10 protein-coding genes are annotated in these 15,127 nt (G+C 36.3%); 5 read left to right on the top strand and 5 right to left on the bottom strand.

Annotated elements, in window-relative coordinates; translation table 11 throughout:
* Window positions 1-6: 6 nt before the first annotated feature.
* Together IGL86_RS12485 and IGL86_RS12490 are read right to left on the bottom strand one after the other, a co-directional pair.
* Window positions 7-777 carry an ABC transporter permease gene (locus tag IGL86_RS12485; protein WP_002354811.1) on the bottom strand — a complete coding sequence of 257 codons (771 nt, stop codon included), beginning with the start codon at window positions 775-777 and terminating at the stop codon, window positions 7-9.
* Window positions 770-1,705: an ABC transporter ATP-binding protein gene (locus tag IGL86_RS12490; protein WP_430605615.1), complete on the bottom strand. Its 936-nt coding sequence runs from the start codon at window positions 1,703-1,705 to the stop codon at window positions 770-772. The genes IGL86_RS12485 and IGL86_RS12490 overlap by 8 nt, the downstream gene beginning before the upstream one ends.
* 257 nt (window positions 1,706-1,962) lie before the next feature.
* Here IGL86_RS12490 and IGL86_RS12495 point away from each other — a divergent pair, with 257 nt between their 5' ends.
* The 5 genes from IGL86_RS12495 to IGL86_RS12515 all read left to right on the top strand — a co-directional run bounded on the left by IGL86_RS12495 (window position 1,963) and on the right by IGL86_RS12515 (window position 7,209).
* The gene (locus IGL86_RS12495) at window positions 1,963-2,382 is read left to right on the top strand and encodes a PTS sugar transporter subunit IIA (RefSeq protein WP_002354802.1); all 420 of its coding nucleotides are present in this window, start codon (window positions 1,963-1,965) and stop codon (window positions 2,380-2,382) included.
* 12 nt (window positions 2,383-2,394) lie between these two features.
* Window positions 2,395-2,886 carry a PTS system mannose/fructose/N-acetylgalactosamine-transporter subunit IIB gene (locus IGL86_RS12500; RefSeq protein ID WP_002354800.1) on the top strand — a complete coding sequence of 164 codons (492 nt, stop codon included), beginning with the start codon at window positions 2,395-2,397 and terminating at the stop codon, window positions 2,884-2,886.
* A 16-nt stretch (window positions 2,887-2,902) separates the two neighbouring features.
* Window positions 2,903-3,718: a PTS mannose/fructose/sorbose/N-acetylgalactosamine transporter subunit IIC gene (locus IGL86_RS12505; protein WP_002365419.1), complete on the top strand. Its 816-nt coding sequence runs from the start codon at window positions 2,903-2,905 to the stop codon at window positions 3,716-3,718.
* A complete protein-coding gene (locus IGL86_RS12510; RefSeq protein ID WP_033625644.1) occupies window positions 3,715-4,542 on the top strand; it encodes a PTS system mannose/fructose/sorbose family transporter subunit IID in 828 nt (275 codons plus the stop codon). Before IGL86_RS12505 ends, IGL86_RS12510 begins: the two co-directional genes overlap by 4 nt.
* Window positions 4,543-4,689: 147 nt before the next feature.
* Window positions 4,690-7,209 (top strand): sigma 54-interacting transcriptional regulator, encoded by a 2,520-nt coding sequence (locus IGL86_RS12515; protein ID WP_033625645.1) that lies wholly within the window; start codon window positions 4,690-4,692, stop codon window positions 7,207-7,209.
* 55 nt (window positions 7,210-7,264) lie between these two features.
* On the opposite strand, the gene IGL86_RS12520 is transcribed toward IGL86_RS12515, so the two are convergent.
* The 3 genes from IGL86_RS12520 to IGL86_RS12530 form a co-directional block, all read right to left on the bottom strand.
* Window positions 7,265-10,192, bottom strand: coding sequence for a CHAP domain-containing protein (locus tag IGL86_RS12520; RefSeq protein ID WP_430605616.1), 2,928 nt, complete (start codon window positions 10,190-10,192; stop codon window positions 7,265-7,267).
* 1,145 nt (window positions 10,193-11,337) lie between these two features.
* Window positions 11,338-11,898, bottom strand: a complete 561-nt coding sequence (locus IGL86_RS12525; RefSeq protein WP_033625391.1) for a hypothetical protein — start codon at window positions 11,896-11,898, stop codon at window positions 11,338-11,340.
* Window positions 11,899-12,087: 189 nt separating this feature from the next.
* Window positions 12,088-15,105 carry a sulfatase-like hydrolase/transferase gene (locus tag IGL86_RS12530; RefSeq protein WP_033625390.1) on the bottom strand — a complete coding sequence of 1,006 codons (3,018 nt, stop codon included), beginning with the start codon at window positions 15,103-15,105 and terminating at the stop codon, window positions 12,088-12,090.
* Window positions 15,106-15,127: the final 22 nt, after the last annotated feature.

Raw genomic sequence — 15,127 nt, forward strand, 5'->3', positions numbered from 1 at the left:
TACGGCTTAACTACGTAAGCCACGCCCTGTTTCTACAAGGTACCAACAAATGCCATATAAAACGACAATAAATAAGATTAAAATGGTCATAGAAATACCAATTGGCACATCTTGAACCCCTAGGAAACCGTAGCGGAACCCAGAAATCATGTAAACAATCGGATTAACTTTTGAGACAGCTTGCCAAAATGGCGGCAACATGGAAATGGCATAGAAAACCCCACCCAAATAGGTTAAAGGCTGTAACACAAAGGTCGGCACAATCGATACATCATCATAGGATTGCGCAAAAATACCATTTAACAAACCAGCTAAAGAAAAAAGAATCGCTGTCATCAATAAAGTCATGATGACCATCAGCCAAGAAACAACGTGCAATGGGACAAAAAATAGAGAAATGATGGTGACTAACGCACCGACCAAAATACTACGACCAACGCCACCAATCACAAATCCCCAAATAATCACATGAGTTGGAACTGGCGCCACGAGAATTTCTTCGATATTTTTCTGGAATTTTTGTGAGAAAAAGGAAGATGAAACATTGGCGTACGAGCTTGTAATGGCTGACATCATAATTAAACCTGGCACGATAAATTCCATATAAGAAAAACCGCCCATGTCGCCAATTCGCCCGCCAATCATTTTCCCAAAAATCACAAAATATAAGGACGTCGTAATCACTGGCGGTACCAGTGTTTGGACCCAAATCCGTAAATAACGGTTGGTTTCCTTCACAGCTAAACTTTTTAAAGCAGTAAAATACAGACTAAACATGTTGATCCTCCCTTTGGTACGTATCCTCGGTAATCTTCAAGAAGAGCTCTTCCAAACGGTTGGACTTATTCCGCATTGACAATACTTTGATTCCTTGTTGACTTAGCTGTTCAAACAAGTGATTGACTCCTTGGTTTCGTTCCACTTCCACCGCTAACGTTAACTCGTCCTCAAATACGCTTTGATAGCCTTCAATAACTGGCGCCTGCGTATAAGGTGCTAAATCAAAAATAAACGTTTCAAATTGTAATTTTGCTAACAAGTGCTTCATGCTGGTGTTTTCAATCAATTCACCAGACTGAATAATCCCAATGTTACGACACAACATCTCAGCTTCTTCTAAGTAATGGGTCGTCAAAATAATCGTGGTTCCCTGCGCATTTAACTCTTGTAAAAAGGCCCACATTTCACGGCGCAATTCAATATCGACACCTGCAGTTGGTTCATCTAAAATCAATAACTTCGGCTCATGCATCAGCGCGCGAGCAATCATCAAGCGACGTTTCATTCCGCCAGAAAGCATCCGAGCCCGCTCGTTCCGTTTTTCCCATAAATTGGATTGTTTTAAATACTTTTCACTCCGTTTCATGGCTTCTTTACGAGACACCCCATAATAGCCCGCTTGATTGACCACAATCTGCTGGACCGTTTCAAACGGATTGAAGTTAAACTCCTGCGGCACTAACCCAATCTGTTGCTTCGCCCGCACCATCTCCGTATCTAAATCATACCCAAAAATTTTGACTTTCCCCGAAGTCTTATTAACTAACGAGGTCACAATCCCAATCGTCGTTGATTTTCCTGCACCATTCGGTCCCAAAAGAGCATAAAAATCGCCTTCTTCGACTGTTAAATCAATCCCCCGCAACGCTTCAATACCTGAAGCGTACACTTTGCGTAAATCTTGTATCACAAGAGCATCAGTCATTCGTAACTCTCCTTAATGTATAAATATTCATGAATATTATTGTAACACTTCTCGATAAAAACGGGGGTTATTTTGATTAAATTTCACAGTTTTGCTTAGCTATTTTTCAACAACAAACTAGCCAACGAATAACGTGTTTATTTTGACTCGAAACTGTTTAAACAGTTTCAAGAGCGTCAAAATCCTTTCAAATCAAGGATTTAGAGTTCTCTTTTTTTGGCACAGAACTTGCTTCATATAAAAGTGAGGTGAAAAGAATGAAAAGAAAATTTTTAATTGCTAGTCACGGAAACTTAGCGAAAGGCTTCCAAAGTTCCTTGGATATTCTCGCAGACAAAGGAAAAGAGCTGGCGGTCATCAATGCCTATGTGACTCCTGAGGACTACACGCCAATTATTCAAACGTTTCTTCAGTCCCTTGGCGCAGAAGAACAAGCTATTATTTTAACAGATTTATATGGTGGTAGTGTCAATCAAAAAATTGTTCAAGAAGTCATGACGACAAAACCAGACAATGTTTTTATCATTTCCAATGCCAACTTAGCCATTGCCTTGTCTCTGATTTTCTTAAAAGAAGGCGAAAAGCTAACCAAAGAAGATATTCAAGCAGCAATTGCTGAAGCACAAATTCAATTCGTTGAATTAAACCCATCAAATGAAGAAGAAAACTTTTTTTAGGAGGAAATTAAAATGATTACACAAGTACGAGTAGACGACAGATTAATTCACGGCCAAGTAGCCGTAGTTTGGACCAAAGAATTGAATGCCCCCTTATTAGTTGTAGCGAATGATGAAGCAGCCAAAAACGAAGTAATGCAAATGACGTTAAAAATGGCTGTCCCTAATGGCATGAAACTATTAATTCGCTCAGTTGATGATGCGATTGATGTCTTTAATGATCCTCGTGGTAAAGACAAACGAATTTTTGTAATTGTGAACAGTGTAGCGGATGCTACTAAAATTGCGAAAAACGTGACAGATATTGAAAGTGTGAATGTTGCCAACGCTGGCCGCTTTGATAAATCAGATCCAGCCACCAAAACAATGGTTTTCCCAAGTGTCCAATTAAACCCTGAAGAGTTAGAAGCTGCCAAAGAATTAGCCAGTTTGACTCACGTGGAAAGCTATAACCAAGTCCTGCCAACCAACTCAAAATTAAGTCTAAAACAAGCCGTCAATTAAAAGGAGGAAATGAACAATGCTTATGCATGCAACAATGGCAGCCTTAGCTGTATTTATCTGTTTTGCTGGGAATTATTTAACTGGTCAAAGTATGATGGAACGTCCCTTAGTCGTTGGATTAGTCACAGGAATTTTAATGGGCGACATGAAAACAGGGGTCTTAATGGGGGCCTCTTTGGAAGCAATTTTCTTAGGAAATGTTAATATCGGTGGTGTTATCGCAGCGGAACCTGTAACTGCGACTACTTTAGCCACAACGTTTGCAATTATTTCAAATGTCGAACAAAAAGCCGCCATGACGTTAGCCGTACCAATTGGGATGTTAGCCGCTTTCGTGGTGATGTTTTTAAAAAATGTCTTTATGAATATCTTTGCTCCTTCTCTTGACAAAGCAGCACGTGAAGGCAACCAAAAAATGGTTGTAACACTGCATTACGGAACGTGGATCATTTATTATTTAATCATCGCTTCGATTTCATTTATCGGAATTTTAGCAGGAAGCGGGCCAGTAAATCTGTTTGTTGAAAGCATTCCACAAAATTTGATGAACGGCTTAAGCGCAGCTGGCGGACTTTTACCTGCCGTTGGGTTTGCTATGTTAATGAAACTGTTATGGGATAATAAATTAGCCGTCTTTTACATTTTAGGCTTTGTTTTAACCGCGTACCTACAATTACCAGCCGTTGCGGTGGCGGTTATCGGGACAGTAATTTGTGTCGTGAGTGCCCAACGGGATGTAGAATTTCGCGACATTCTAAAAAGAAAACCTGCGGCGTCTTCTGCGGTTGAAGGCAGCGCGAAAGAAATCGAAGAGGAGGACTTTTTCGCATGAAGTTAAAAGAGAATTTATCTAAAGAAGAGAAAAAAATGATGCGCTCTGTTTTCTGGCGTTCTTGGACGATGAACGCTAGCCGGACAGGAGCTACACAATACCACGCAGTGGGTGTCATGTACACTTTACTCCCAGTTATCAATCGTTTTTATAAAACCAAGGAAGAACGGGCCGAGGCATTGGTGCGTCACACCACTTGGTTCAATGCAACCATGCATATCAATAACTTCATCATGGGGCTCGTTGCTTCGATGGAAAAACAAAACAGTGAAGACAAAAATTTTGATGCTAGCTCTATTACAGCGGTTAAAGCCTCACTAATGGGGCCACTTTCAGGCATCGGTGATTCCTTCTTCTGGGGCATCTTGCGTGTCATTGCTGCCGGTATTGGGATTTCATTAGCCAGCACTGGTTCGCCATTAGGGGCGATTGTCTTCTTACTTTTATACAACGTCCCTGCGTTCTTAATTCACTATTATGCGTTGTATAGCGGCTATTCAATCGGTGAAAGTTTTATCCAAAAAATGTACGAATCAGGCGGAATGAAGATACTCACAAAAGTATCAAGTATGCTAGGCTTAATGATGATGGGCAGTATGACTGCTTCAAATGTAAAATTCAAAACGATTCTTGAAGTTTCCGTTAAAGGAAGCGAAGACGTAGTTAAAATCCAAGACTATTTGGATCAACTATTCGTCGGTATCGTACCATTAGCCGTGACATTACTTGCTTTCTGGCTATTACGCAAAAAAGTCAATGTTAACGTAGTGATGTTTGGCATCATGTTCTTAGGCATCTTGCTAGGATTACTAGGCATCTGTTAAAATTGAAACAATAAACATTTAATTATTAAACACTTAGAGCCTGAGACAAAAATCCAAAGTGATTTTTATCTCAGGCTTAAAAGCTGATAAACGGCGGGAACAGAAGCAACCCCTGTCCCGACCTCTCTTTTGGAAGGACGATGAATCATGCGCTTGGAGACCTACCAACACTTAGTTGATATTTTAGAAACCAGCAACACCCCGATGAGCACGCAAGAAATTGCCACAAAAATTCAATTAAGCCGCTCGGTAACCAGCTTATACTTAAATAAATTATTGGAAAAAGGTGAAGTCCAACAAACGGGAAAAAAACCCGTTTATTGGCAATTAACCCGTGCAACAACCCCCACGACCGATGTGTTTCGACAATACATCGGTAGCCAAGGCAGCGCCAAAAAAGCCATCGAACAATGCAAAGCCGCTATGTTGTATCCCCCGTTGGGTATGCCTTTATTAATCCATGGAGCCAGTGGCGTCGGCAAAAGCTTTTTGGCAAAGCTGATTTATGAGTATCTAAAAAACGAACAAATCATTGGCCTGGAAAAATTCTACACCTTTAACTGTGCCGATTATGCCAACAATCCCGAATTACTGTCATCCATTCTCTTCGGCCATACCAAAGGCGCATTTACTGGAGCTGAATCAGAAAAGCAAGGACTCTTGGCCCAAGCCAATAATTCCGTACTCTTTTTAGATGAAGTACATCGATTATCCAACGAAAACCAAGAAAAACTCTTTCAGTTTATGGATACAGGAACCTTCCGCCCCATTGGTGAAGAAGGAAAAATGGTCCATTCCAAGGTCCGGCTACTATTTGCGACCACCGAAAACCCGAAAAAAGTCTTATTACCAACCTTTTATCGCCGAATTTCCGTAATCGTCTCACTTCCGAACTTCAAAGAGCGCCCCATTCGAGAACGGATTGCGATTTTAAAAAACTTATTCCACCGAGAAGCGAAACGAATGACCAAAGACATCAACGTGGACGAAGAAATCTTTACGGCATTATTAGAAAATGACGAACCTGGCAACGTGGGAAGTTTATCCAACAAAGTGCAGCTCCTTTGCGCGTCGCAATTACGAAAAACTTTGCCCAATCAACCTGTCGTCATTGGCGATGCAGCTCAACCAATGATTGCGATTCCTTTAGACAAAGAAGTGTTGGAAGAAGACACACTTTCTTCCGATATTTTCGCAACATTTGAAGCCTTATTTACAAAAGAAAAAACACTGGCCCACTTAAAAACTGAACTGACACAATTCATTAAATATTGTTTAGACGATGAAATAACCTTGGAAAATGATTATTTTTTACAAAACCTAGTCACGGAAGTCCAAACCAAAAACAAACTAATTATTAACCAACCTGAGCAAACTGAAAAACCGATGAAAGATGTTGCCAAATTGCTGAAAATTTTACCGCCAACATTTAACGAAACAGTGCTTTTTCCAGTCCAAACACAGTTAAAAGAACACTATCCGCGAACGGTTTCCCTCGTGAAAAACTTAGTCAGTCCGCTGCCAGAAGAATACCGTTTCTTGACAGAGGTACTCTTATCTGTATTACTCAGCGGGGAAATTTCTGAAACGATTCCTTACCAAGCGCTCCTCGTGGCGCATGGTGAATCGACTGCCACAAGTATTCAAGCCGTTGCCAACAAATTATGTGGTACCTATATTTTCGATGCGATTAACATGCCCTTAACCTCCTCCGTCCGAGATATCGTCGCCGAAGTTAAAGACTGGCTTTCTCAGCGGGACACATCACAAGGCGTCATTATGCTCGTCGATATGGGTTCCCTGACACAACTTTATAAAAGTTTGAAACCGCAAATTCTTGGAGAACTCTTGGTGATCAACAACCTGACCACTGCCTATGCGTTGGAAATTGGTCATCAATTAATGAACGAACAACTTTTCTATGGTATTGCTAAAACCGCTGAAAAAAAATTTAAAACTGATGTACAGTACTTTGAAGGCTTTTCAGTAGAAAAAAATATCATTGTCTCTAGTATTTCAGGTCTGGATATTGCCAAGCAAATCAAACAAATCTGTCAAAAATACCTGTATACTGACATTAAAGTCATTACTCTAAAATACAAAGATTTGGTGAACACGTTAGACATTGCCAACGCCGAAGAAAATTATTTAAAAGAAACCTCGCTCATTTTGACGACGTCCTACTTAGATAATCATACGAATGTTGCTAGCGTGAACCTCTTAGACATGTTAGACGAAGATGCAGGAACCCAGTTGATGGAACCTTTCCAAAACTTGATGCATCCCAATAACATTGATAGCATGATTAACGAGTTTGTTCACTTCTTCTCGAAAGAAGGCTTGTCAGAAAAACTAGAATTTCTTAATCCTGACGTCATTATTAAACAAGTCGAAAACGTTACAAAAAACATTGAAAAACGTTTCGACCTCACACTCAGCGGCAAAATGAAATTTAACTTAATGATGCACAACGCGCTCATGGTAGAGCGGACAATGCTCGGCGTTGAAGACTATGAAATCCCTGCTAACCTCGAGGAACTAACCATTAACCAAAAACCATTTTTCCAAAATGCTAAGAACATTTTCTATACCCTAGAACAGTTTTATCGAATAGAGATTTCCAACTGGGAACTCTATGTGATTTATGAAATTTTGTCTTCTAGGTGAGATGGGATGGGAAAAGCCACTTTCCAGAGGAAAGTGGCTTTTTTTAGTTTTTTGTTTAGTAAGATGTTTCAGTCTGCTCCTTGTTACTCTCTTCTTTAGAACTCAGATTTTTTTCAGTAATATCTTCTTTTAAACTTTCCTTATTTTCTTTTCCATCATTATCAAAATCTATAAATTCATCCATACTGTCTTGTGTTTTCAGTACGTCTGTTTGATTCATATCAGGATTTTCCTTAAATTTTGATTCACTAACTATATCTTTTACTGCCCCACTATTCACATACCCACAGAATGTGTTTCCTCGATACAATTCATAATAAGATGCATTATTGGTAGAGTTATAAAATACTCGGTTTACCGTGTATGCATTCCCAGCTACTGACATCCCTAATTTCCCTTGATAATTTAAATCTTTCCAAAGTGTTGTCGTACTGTTTGTTAAAATTACTTGTTTTTTATCAAACGTTTCTATTGGTGTATATTCAAACACATTCTCTTTTACATAACCTACCCATTCCGACATTGTCTCGTCTCTATACAATGAATGTAAGATTGTTCCATTTCCTAGATCGTAAGAAACATTAGAATAATAAATTCTTCCCCGCTCTGTCTTTCCTCTGATATTTGTTTGTTCATAATTACCAAAAATCTCTTGGTTATCTTCTGTCACCGTCACATATTTTTTAATAGATTCACTAACTATATCTTTTACTGCCCCGCTATTCACATACCCATAGAATGTGTTTCCTCGATACAATTCATAATAAGATGCATTATTGGTAGAGTTATAAAATACTCGGTTTACCGTGTATGCATTCCCAGCTACTGACATCCCTAATTTCCCTTGATAATTTAAATCTTTCCAAAGTGTTGTCGTACTGTTTGTTAAAATTACTTGTTTTTTATCAAACGTTTCTATTGGTGTATATTCAAACACATTCTCTTTTACATAACCTACCCATTCCGACATTGTCTCGTCTCTATACAATGAATGTAAGATTGTTCCATTTCCTAGATCGTAAGAAACATTAGAATAATAAATTCTTCCCCGCTCTGTCTTTCCTCTGATATTTGTTTGTTCATAATTACCAAAAATCTCTTGGTTATCTTCTGTCACCGTCACATATTTTTTAATAGATTCACTAACTATATCTTTTACTGCCCCGCTATTCACATACCCATAGAATGTGTTTCCTCGATACAATTCATAATAAGATGCATTATTGGTAGAGTTATAAAATACTCGGTTTACCGTGTATGCATTCCCAGCCACTGACATCCCTAATTTCCCTTGATAATTTAAATCTTTCCAAAGTGTTGTCGTACTGTTTGTTAAAATTACTTGTTTTTTATCAAACGTTTCTATTGGTGTATATTCAAACACATTCTCTTTTACATAACCTACCCATTCCGACATTGTCTCGTCTCTATACAATGAATGTAAGATTGTTCCATTTCCTAGATCGTAAGAAACATTAGAATAATAAATTCTTCCCCGCTCTGTCTTTCCTCTGATATTTGTTTGTTCATAATTACCAAAAATCTCTTGGTTATCTTCTGTCACCGTCACATATTTTTTAATAGATTCACTAACTATATCTTTTACTGCCCCGCTATTCACATACCCATAGAATGTGTTTCCTCGATACAATTCATAATAAGATGCATTATTGGTAGAGTTATAAAATACTCGGTTTACCGTGTATGCATTCCCAGCCACTGACATCCCTAATTTCCCTTGATAATTTAAATCTTTCCAAAGTGTTGTCGTACTGTTTGTTAAAATTACTTGTTTTTTATCAAACGTTTCTATTGGTGTATATTCAAACACATTCTCTTTTACATAACCTACCCATTCTGCTGCAGTCTCATCTTTGTACAATGAATACAGAACACTACCGTCGCCTAAATTATAGCCTATCGTAGTATAATAAATTCTTCCTCTCTCTGTTTTCCCTTTAGTACTTGTCAATTCGATATTACCAAAAATATCCTGATTAGCCTCTGTGATAGTGCTATATTTATTAACTGTTTGCGTTGTTATATCTTTTACTGCCCCACTATTCACATACCCACAGAACGTGTTCCCTCGATACAATTCATGATAAGATGCATTATTGGTAGAGTTATAGAATACTCGATTTACCGTGTATGCATTCCCAGCTACTGACATCCCTAATTTCCCTTGATAATTTAAATCTTTCCAAAGTGTTGTCGCATTATTCGTTAAAGAAACTTTTTTTCTGTTAAAAGTTTCTAACTGTGTAAATTCTGAAGATCCTTGTCTTAAATATCCAATCCAGGCTGTTCCTTTTTCATCTTCATATACAGAGTACAATAATTGTCCGTTAGACAATTTGTACGCTATCTTTACATAATAAATTCTTCCTCTAACTGTTTTTGCTTTTTTGGTAGTACACTCAATATTTTCAAAAAAATCTTGTCCATCTTTAGTTATAGTAATATATTTATTAATAGCTTGTTTTTCAGGAGAAGAGGATATATCTTTAAAATGTATATACCCATCAACAGAGTTTTTACTAATCCATCTAGAATTATATCTTCCTGTATATCCATAATTATATTCTTCAATCAAAACTCTATCCCCATCAACTGCCGCTACCCAAGCTACATGATACATACTGTTCCAATAGGCTACTGATCCTCTTCTGGGTATCATATCTACCTTATAGCCTTGCCTTCTAGCATTATTTCCCCATTGGTTAGCATTCCAGTCTAAACCATCACGTCTAATATCAAACTTATTTTCCACACTCAATCGATTTGCCACAAAGGAAGTACAGTATCTTGTAGCCATACCCCAATCATCAGTAGTTGCACCTAAAGGCAGATTTTTCCATTTAGCAGGATAATCATCACCTATTACTTTATCTTCTGCATTTACTACCCCTGATTTAAAAGAAAAGCTCATAACAACTAATAAAATCCCTAAAAACGCCCATATTTTTTTATTCTTTCTCATAAAATAACCCTTTCATATAAATATATTTTATAACATTTAAATTATAACACTTAAAGTTGTGAATTAAAACACAATCACGACTAAAGTTATTAAATGTTTTGTAAATAAAACAAAGATATAAAATACCGATTTTTCATGCTATACACTTTCCGACTCCGTCACCGCATTTTTTAACTCTTCTTGCGCACAGCTTTTGACTTTGTGATTTTAAAGCTGTTACTTTTGCTTGTTCTTTCTTTTTAATTTTTTCTTACTGTTTCTTTGATCGGCGCAGGCCTCTATTTGCTACATAGTTACTAATGTTGATTTTTTGATAGTTTTTTTCAATTTGTAAAAGTTATTCCTGTAAACGTGCGAGTATTTCTGCTACATCTTCCATAACCTCATCAAACATTTACTGATTCTCCTTTCGTCGTAACCCCTGCCACTCTTCTTCATATGTATTCATTTTCTTTCTATACACTTGTCTGTTCTCTTCTAACTTTTCTTCCTGTTGGAACAACGATCGACGGATGGCTTGTTGTCCATCATTTTTCGCTTGCTCAAGCACTCGATAAACAGTTGATAGTCTCTAGACCTCCCTCAACTTCTGCTTTTTTAGCATTTCTTTGTGCTTGCCGTGCTAATTGATCTAATTCTTGATTTGTCGCTATTTGGTTAGCAATTGTTTTTTCAGTTGACAAATCAGTTCATTTAGTTTTTTTCGATTTTTGTCATTTTCCTTCATATAGTTGAATTGGCTGATTTTGGATAATCATTTCAATCGCTCCCTCCTATGCTAAAGTATTTCTTTGTTCAGATAACGAAATCTTTATTTCCATATCTCTAGCCTCGGACAAAGTATTTTGCCAGATTTTTTGAGTTTTTTCGCTTGACTCTTCTTGTTCATATAACTACTCAATATACCGCTCAACACGACTCCCCTATCATTCCCATTAGTAATTTTTTATTATGATTTTATTTAGGATAAACACATGATTTTATGTTTTGAACTATCCTTCTATAATATTTTATAGACATAAGTAAAAGCACAGGTCAATGCTTATTTTGATGACATACGAATGATTAAATTAATCAATTTCAATTATGCATCGAGACAAAAAAACACTTTCTATCAACAGAAAGTGTTTCAATAAATATTTCGTTTAGGCAGCGCCATTTCCTGTAGTGTAAACGAACAGGAAAGTGAACAGGATGGACACGCCAACCATTATTAATTTTTTCGTTTTGTTGGGGTCCTCTTGAAGTAGCCATTTAATCAACAGACTGCCTCTAACCCGTTGACTTGCCTTCTCTTTTTCAGTCGCTGACTTTGTATAACGCCAACCATAAAAGTGCCAACGAAGTAAATTGGCGTACCAAGCTCGATAGTTTTTAGATAGAAAACCACCACAGATGAACAACGCTCCTAATAAAATATCCAAATACAACCACACAATAAATGTTAACGGAATATCGATTAATGAATAATTCTTCACTTCAATCACTTGATCTTTCAAACCAAATTGATGAATAATCCGTTCTTGGTATTCAGAATCCGTCTCCGCTTCTTCTTTTCCCCCAACAACTTTTATGGCTGACTCGACGCCCATACCTTTTATAAAAGCTTGCTTGGAATGACAATACTTACATTCCACCACTTGATCAGTGGTATCGTACCACCTAAACGCATTCGCCCCACAACTTTGACAAACCACACTACTCATTTTTTGCCTCCGATATTTGTTATTTTTTATGGTTATGTTTCATTACTTAATGATACCATTTTTTGGAGAATTCGGCTTATTTCTGAAGAAGTTGCTTTTGTTCAGCTAATTATTTTAAGATATAGCTAGTAGGGCATAAGTCGAAACGACTTATGCCCTACTTTCTTTATATAACATTTTTATTGCCAATCAATTCACTTTTTTTTCCGCCCAATCTGCTGAATATTGTTTTCCTGCGACTAGGTCATACTGAATCAATTCATAATCATGAAGCAACTCTTTTTGCTCCTTAGTAAGATCTTTTTCTTCTGTCGTTTTATTTTGATCACTAGCAAATACTTTTTTACCATTCTGAACGTTTTGACTACCAGAATTAGGGTCAATTGTTGTAGCTGGTAAATTATTTGTCACTGCTGCTAACAAGGCATAAAATGGTGTCACTTTAATATTAGCTTGCTCAAGCGCCAATGAAGAAAACATATACGGAGATACTAATGAATAATTCGGCAGTTTTCTTTGTTGTTGAGCATATTTATTGTTATATACGAAATAATCTGTTTCTCGATACAACAAAGGATACTTCGCTAAATCTTGTTCCTTATAGATGCCTGGTAAATGATCTCCATACCAAACAATTGTAATTGGTTTTTCAATTTTATCAATTTCTTCAATAAATTTCTGCGTTGCTTGATCTGTATAATTTAAACCTTGAAGATAGGTTTTCATTTGATTTCTATTGCTTTCTGATACACCAGCTCCCTCGAAATCAAATGTATCTTCTTTGTAGTAATTGTTATACGGCATATGATTTTGCATTGTAGATAGTTGGATAAACTGAGTCTTACCTTCCGTTGCATTTATCGCATCAATTGTTTCTTGATAGGCTGCTTCATCTGAAATATATGGATTCGCTTCAATCTTTTGTGTATAATTCAATCCATCTGGACTTCCAATATAATGAAATTTATCAAACCCAAACTTTTCAAATACATTTAAACGACTGTAAGTATTTGCTGAAAATGGATGAATTGCCACAGCTTCATCAAATAAATTTAAAAAAGTCGGCGTCTTTTTTTGCTTGTTCACTAACTGAGTGTAAGGAACAGGCAAGGTAGCCCCCAAGTTACTTAAATCCATCCCTGTCAACGATTGCCACTCCATGTTTGCTGTACCTCCACCATAACCTGAGGAAAGCATTAAACCCGATGTTGTTTCTTTAGATAACTGTGTAATAAACGGAAATGGATTATTATTCAAGGTTATATCCTTCAATCGAGACGGATCACTGAAGCTTTCGCTAAGAGTAAAAATAACCGTTTGCTCTTTTTGCCAATCCTGACGCTCGGTATTTAATTTTTTAGCTTCTGCATCATACTTTGCCATAATTTTTTTAATGTTCTCTTGTGAGTATCCAGAGGGTTCCTCCATAATTTTCACATCAATATTACTTAAAAATTGGATAACTGGACCATTAATCTGTGTCCCACGTCTTTGATTATAAAATTGACTATCAATACGGAAAAGCTTAAATACTAAATTAGGTAGCGAGTTCTGATGGTTAACGAAAAAGACCCCTGAAAAAAACACTAAAATTGAGACAATTCCTAATACTCGTTTTTTTATGTTTATTTTTAGATGATAGGTTCTTTCCAAACGTTTTTGTAGAATCCAAGAATAAATTCCTACTAAAACTAAACCAATGACGCTGACAATAAGAATGACAGGATTTAGCATATCTAAAATTTCACTAATACTGTTTAAAAAAGCTAAATCTGCCGGTAAAATTGGTTCAAGTCTATATTTAATTTTCAAAACTGTCGCGATAGTTAAAACAAGATTTATCACTAAGGTAAACGCAAACGCATACCAAAATCTATTAATCAATAAAATAACTAACATTAAGAATGCCATGATTACTATTACGTTTAAGAAAACTTGTGCTTGTCTATAGATAAAAATAGTAAAAATAGAACGAAGTGCTATATCCTTCGATCCGTAATCTGCAATTAATAACAATTGCATAATCGTGAATAAGTAGAAAAATAGCGCACTATAAAATAATCTGCGGTAAGCGCAGACCCAGTTCCATAGCTTACTTAATTTCAATTTTAGTTGTGAAAAATTTTCTACTCTTAAATTCTGCTCAATTTTACGATATAGCGGAATTTTTTGTAAAAGTAATACAACACAGCTAGAAAGAAGTGCTACTATCAAATAAGCAATAGTTAAATAGATAATTTGTTTTGCCCAAACAGTACCAGATTTCACCTCTGTTTGAACAAATTTCTCAGAAACTAGACGTGTAACAATTGGCCAGTTTACTAAGATTTGTACAACTAATAAACTTGTAGATAGCACATTAAAATTTAAACGCAATAAGGAAAATCGTTTATTTACATTTTCTAAAAATATAAATAAAGAGATTGAATAATACACGGAAAAAAGAGACCAAGGAACATTGAATCGAGTAGCAGTACTTGTTCCTTTGTTTAAAAATAGAGAAATATGCGTCATTAGTAAGACTAAGCTTGCTAATATTACTATTCCAAAAGCCACTTGAATAAATTTCAAATGATAACGAGGAAGAAATTTAAACCGATAAATGGTGTAGCCAACTAAGTAAAAATAAATTAAAAGTAAAATGCTATTGCCGCTAGCCATTCCCCAAATATCTTTTCCAAAAAAAGTTGGTAAAGCGATTAAAAAGAATGTTAGTAGTGACATAGTCCATTTGATTTGTTCGTTCTTTAACCGATCTAAATACTCGTATAAATAAGGGCTTAATAAAAACAAAAGCAAGTAAGCCGTAGCAAATGGAAAAATATTTTGACTAATTGGAAAGAGTATCGTCCAATAATCACGTATATTTAATGAAAAAGAAGCCAAAGACAAATTTAAAACGAATGTTCCAAAAACATATAATAAATAAAAATTTGCAAATTTAGCTAGCGGCTTGGTTCCTACTGATTTTTTTCCGTGGTACCCCATATATAAAGCCAATAAATTCCCACCAACTGCAACTAATCCTAATGCTACTGAATAAAGATAAAAACGCGTACCATTTTGGTCATATTGTGGAATCGCTGTACCCGAAAATAATATACGTTGAACAATTATAAAAATACATGCCATAATTGGTGTAACTATTGGGTATTTTTTTAATTCTATCATATTTTCACCTATCTTTAATTTAAAAAAACCGTCCAAAATGGACGGTTTATAATTTTAG

The organism is Enterococcus sp. DIV0774, from assembly GCF_050539095.1.
GTDB classification, from domain to species: domain Bacteria; phylum Bacillota; class Bacilli; order Lactobacillales; family Enterococcaceae; genus Enterococcus; species Enterococcus faecalis.

Bases quoted from the DNA above. Each gene is read 5' to 3' on its own strand.
- IGL86_RS12485 (WP_002354811.1), bottom strand. From the start codon at position 777: ATGTTTAGTCTGTATTTTACTGCTTTAAAAAGTTTAGCTGTGAAGGAA.
- IGL86_RS12490 (WP_430605615.1), bottom strand. From the start codon at position 1,705: ATGACTGATGCTCTTGTGATACAAGATTTACGCAAAGTGTACGCTTCA.
- IGL86_RS12495 (WP_002354802.1), top strand. From the start codon at position 1,963: ATGAAAAGAAAATTTTTAATTGCTAGTCACGGAAACTTAGCGAAAGGC.
- IGL86_RS12500 (WP_002354800.1), top strand. From the start codon at position 2,395: ATGATTACACAAGTACGAGTAGACGACAGATTAATTCACGGCCAAGTA.
- IGL86_RS12505 (WP_002365419.1), top strand. From the start codon at position 2,903: ATGCTTATGCATGCAACAATGGCAGCCTTAGCTGTATTTATCTGTTTT.
- IGL86_RS12510 (WP_033625644.1), top strand. From the start codon at position 3,715: ATGAAGTTAAAAGAGAATTTATCTAAAGAAGAGAAAAAAATGATGCGC.
- IGL86_RS12515 (WP_033625645.1), top strand. From the start codon at position 4,690: ATGCGCTTGGAGACCTACCAACACTTAGTTGATATTTTAGAAACCAGC.
- IGL86_RS12520 (WP_430605616.1), bottom strand. From the start codon at position 10,192: ATGAGAAAGAATAAAAAAATATGGGCGTTTTTAGGGATTTTATTAGTT.
- IGL86_RS12525 (WP_033625391.1), bottom strand. From the start codon at position 11,898: ATGAGTAGTGTGGTTTGTCAAAGTTGTGGGGCGAATGCGTTTAGGTGG.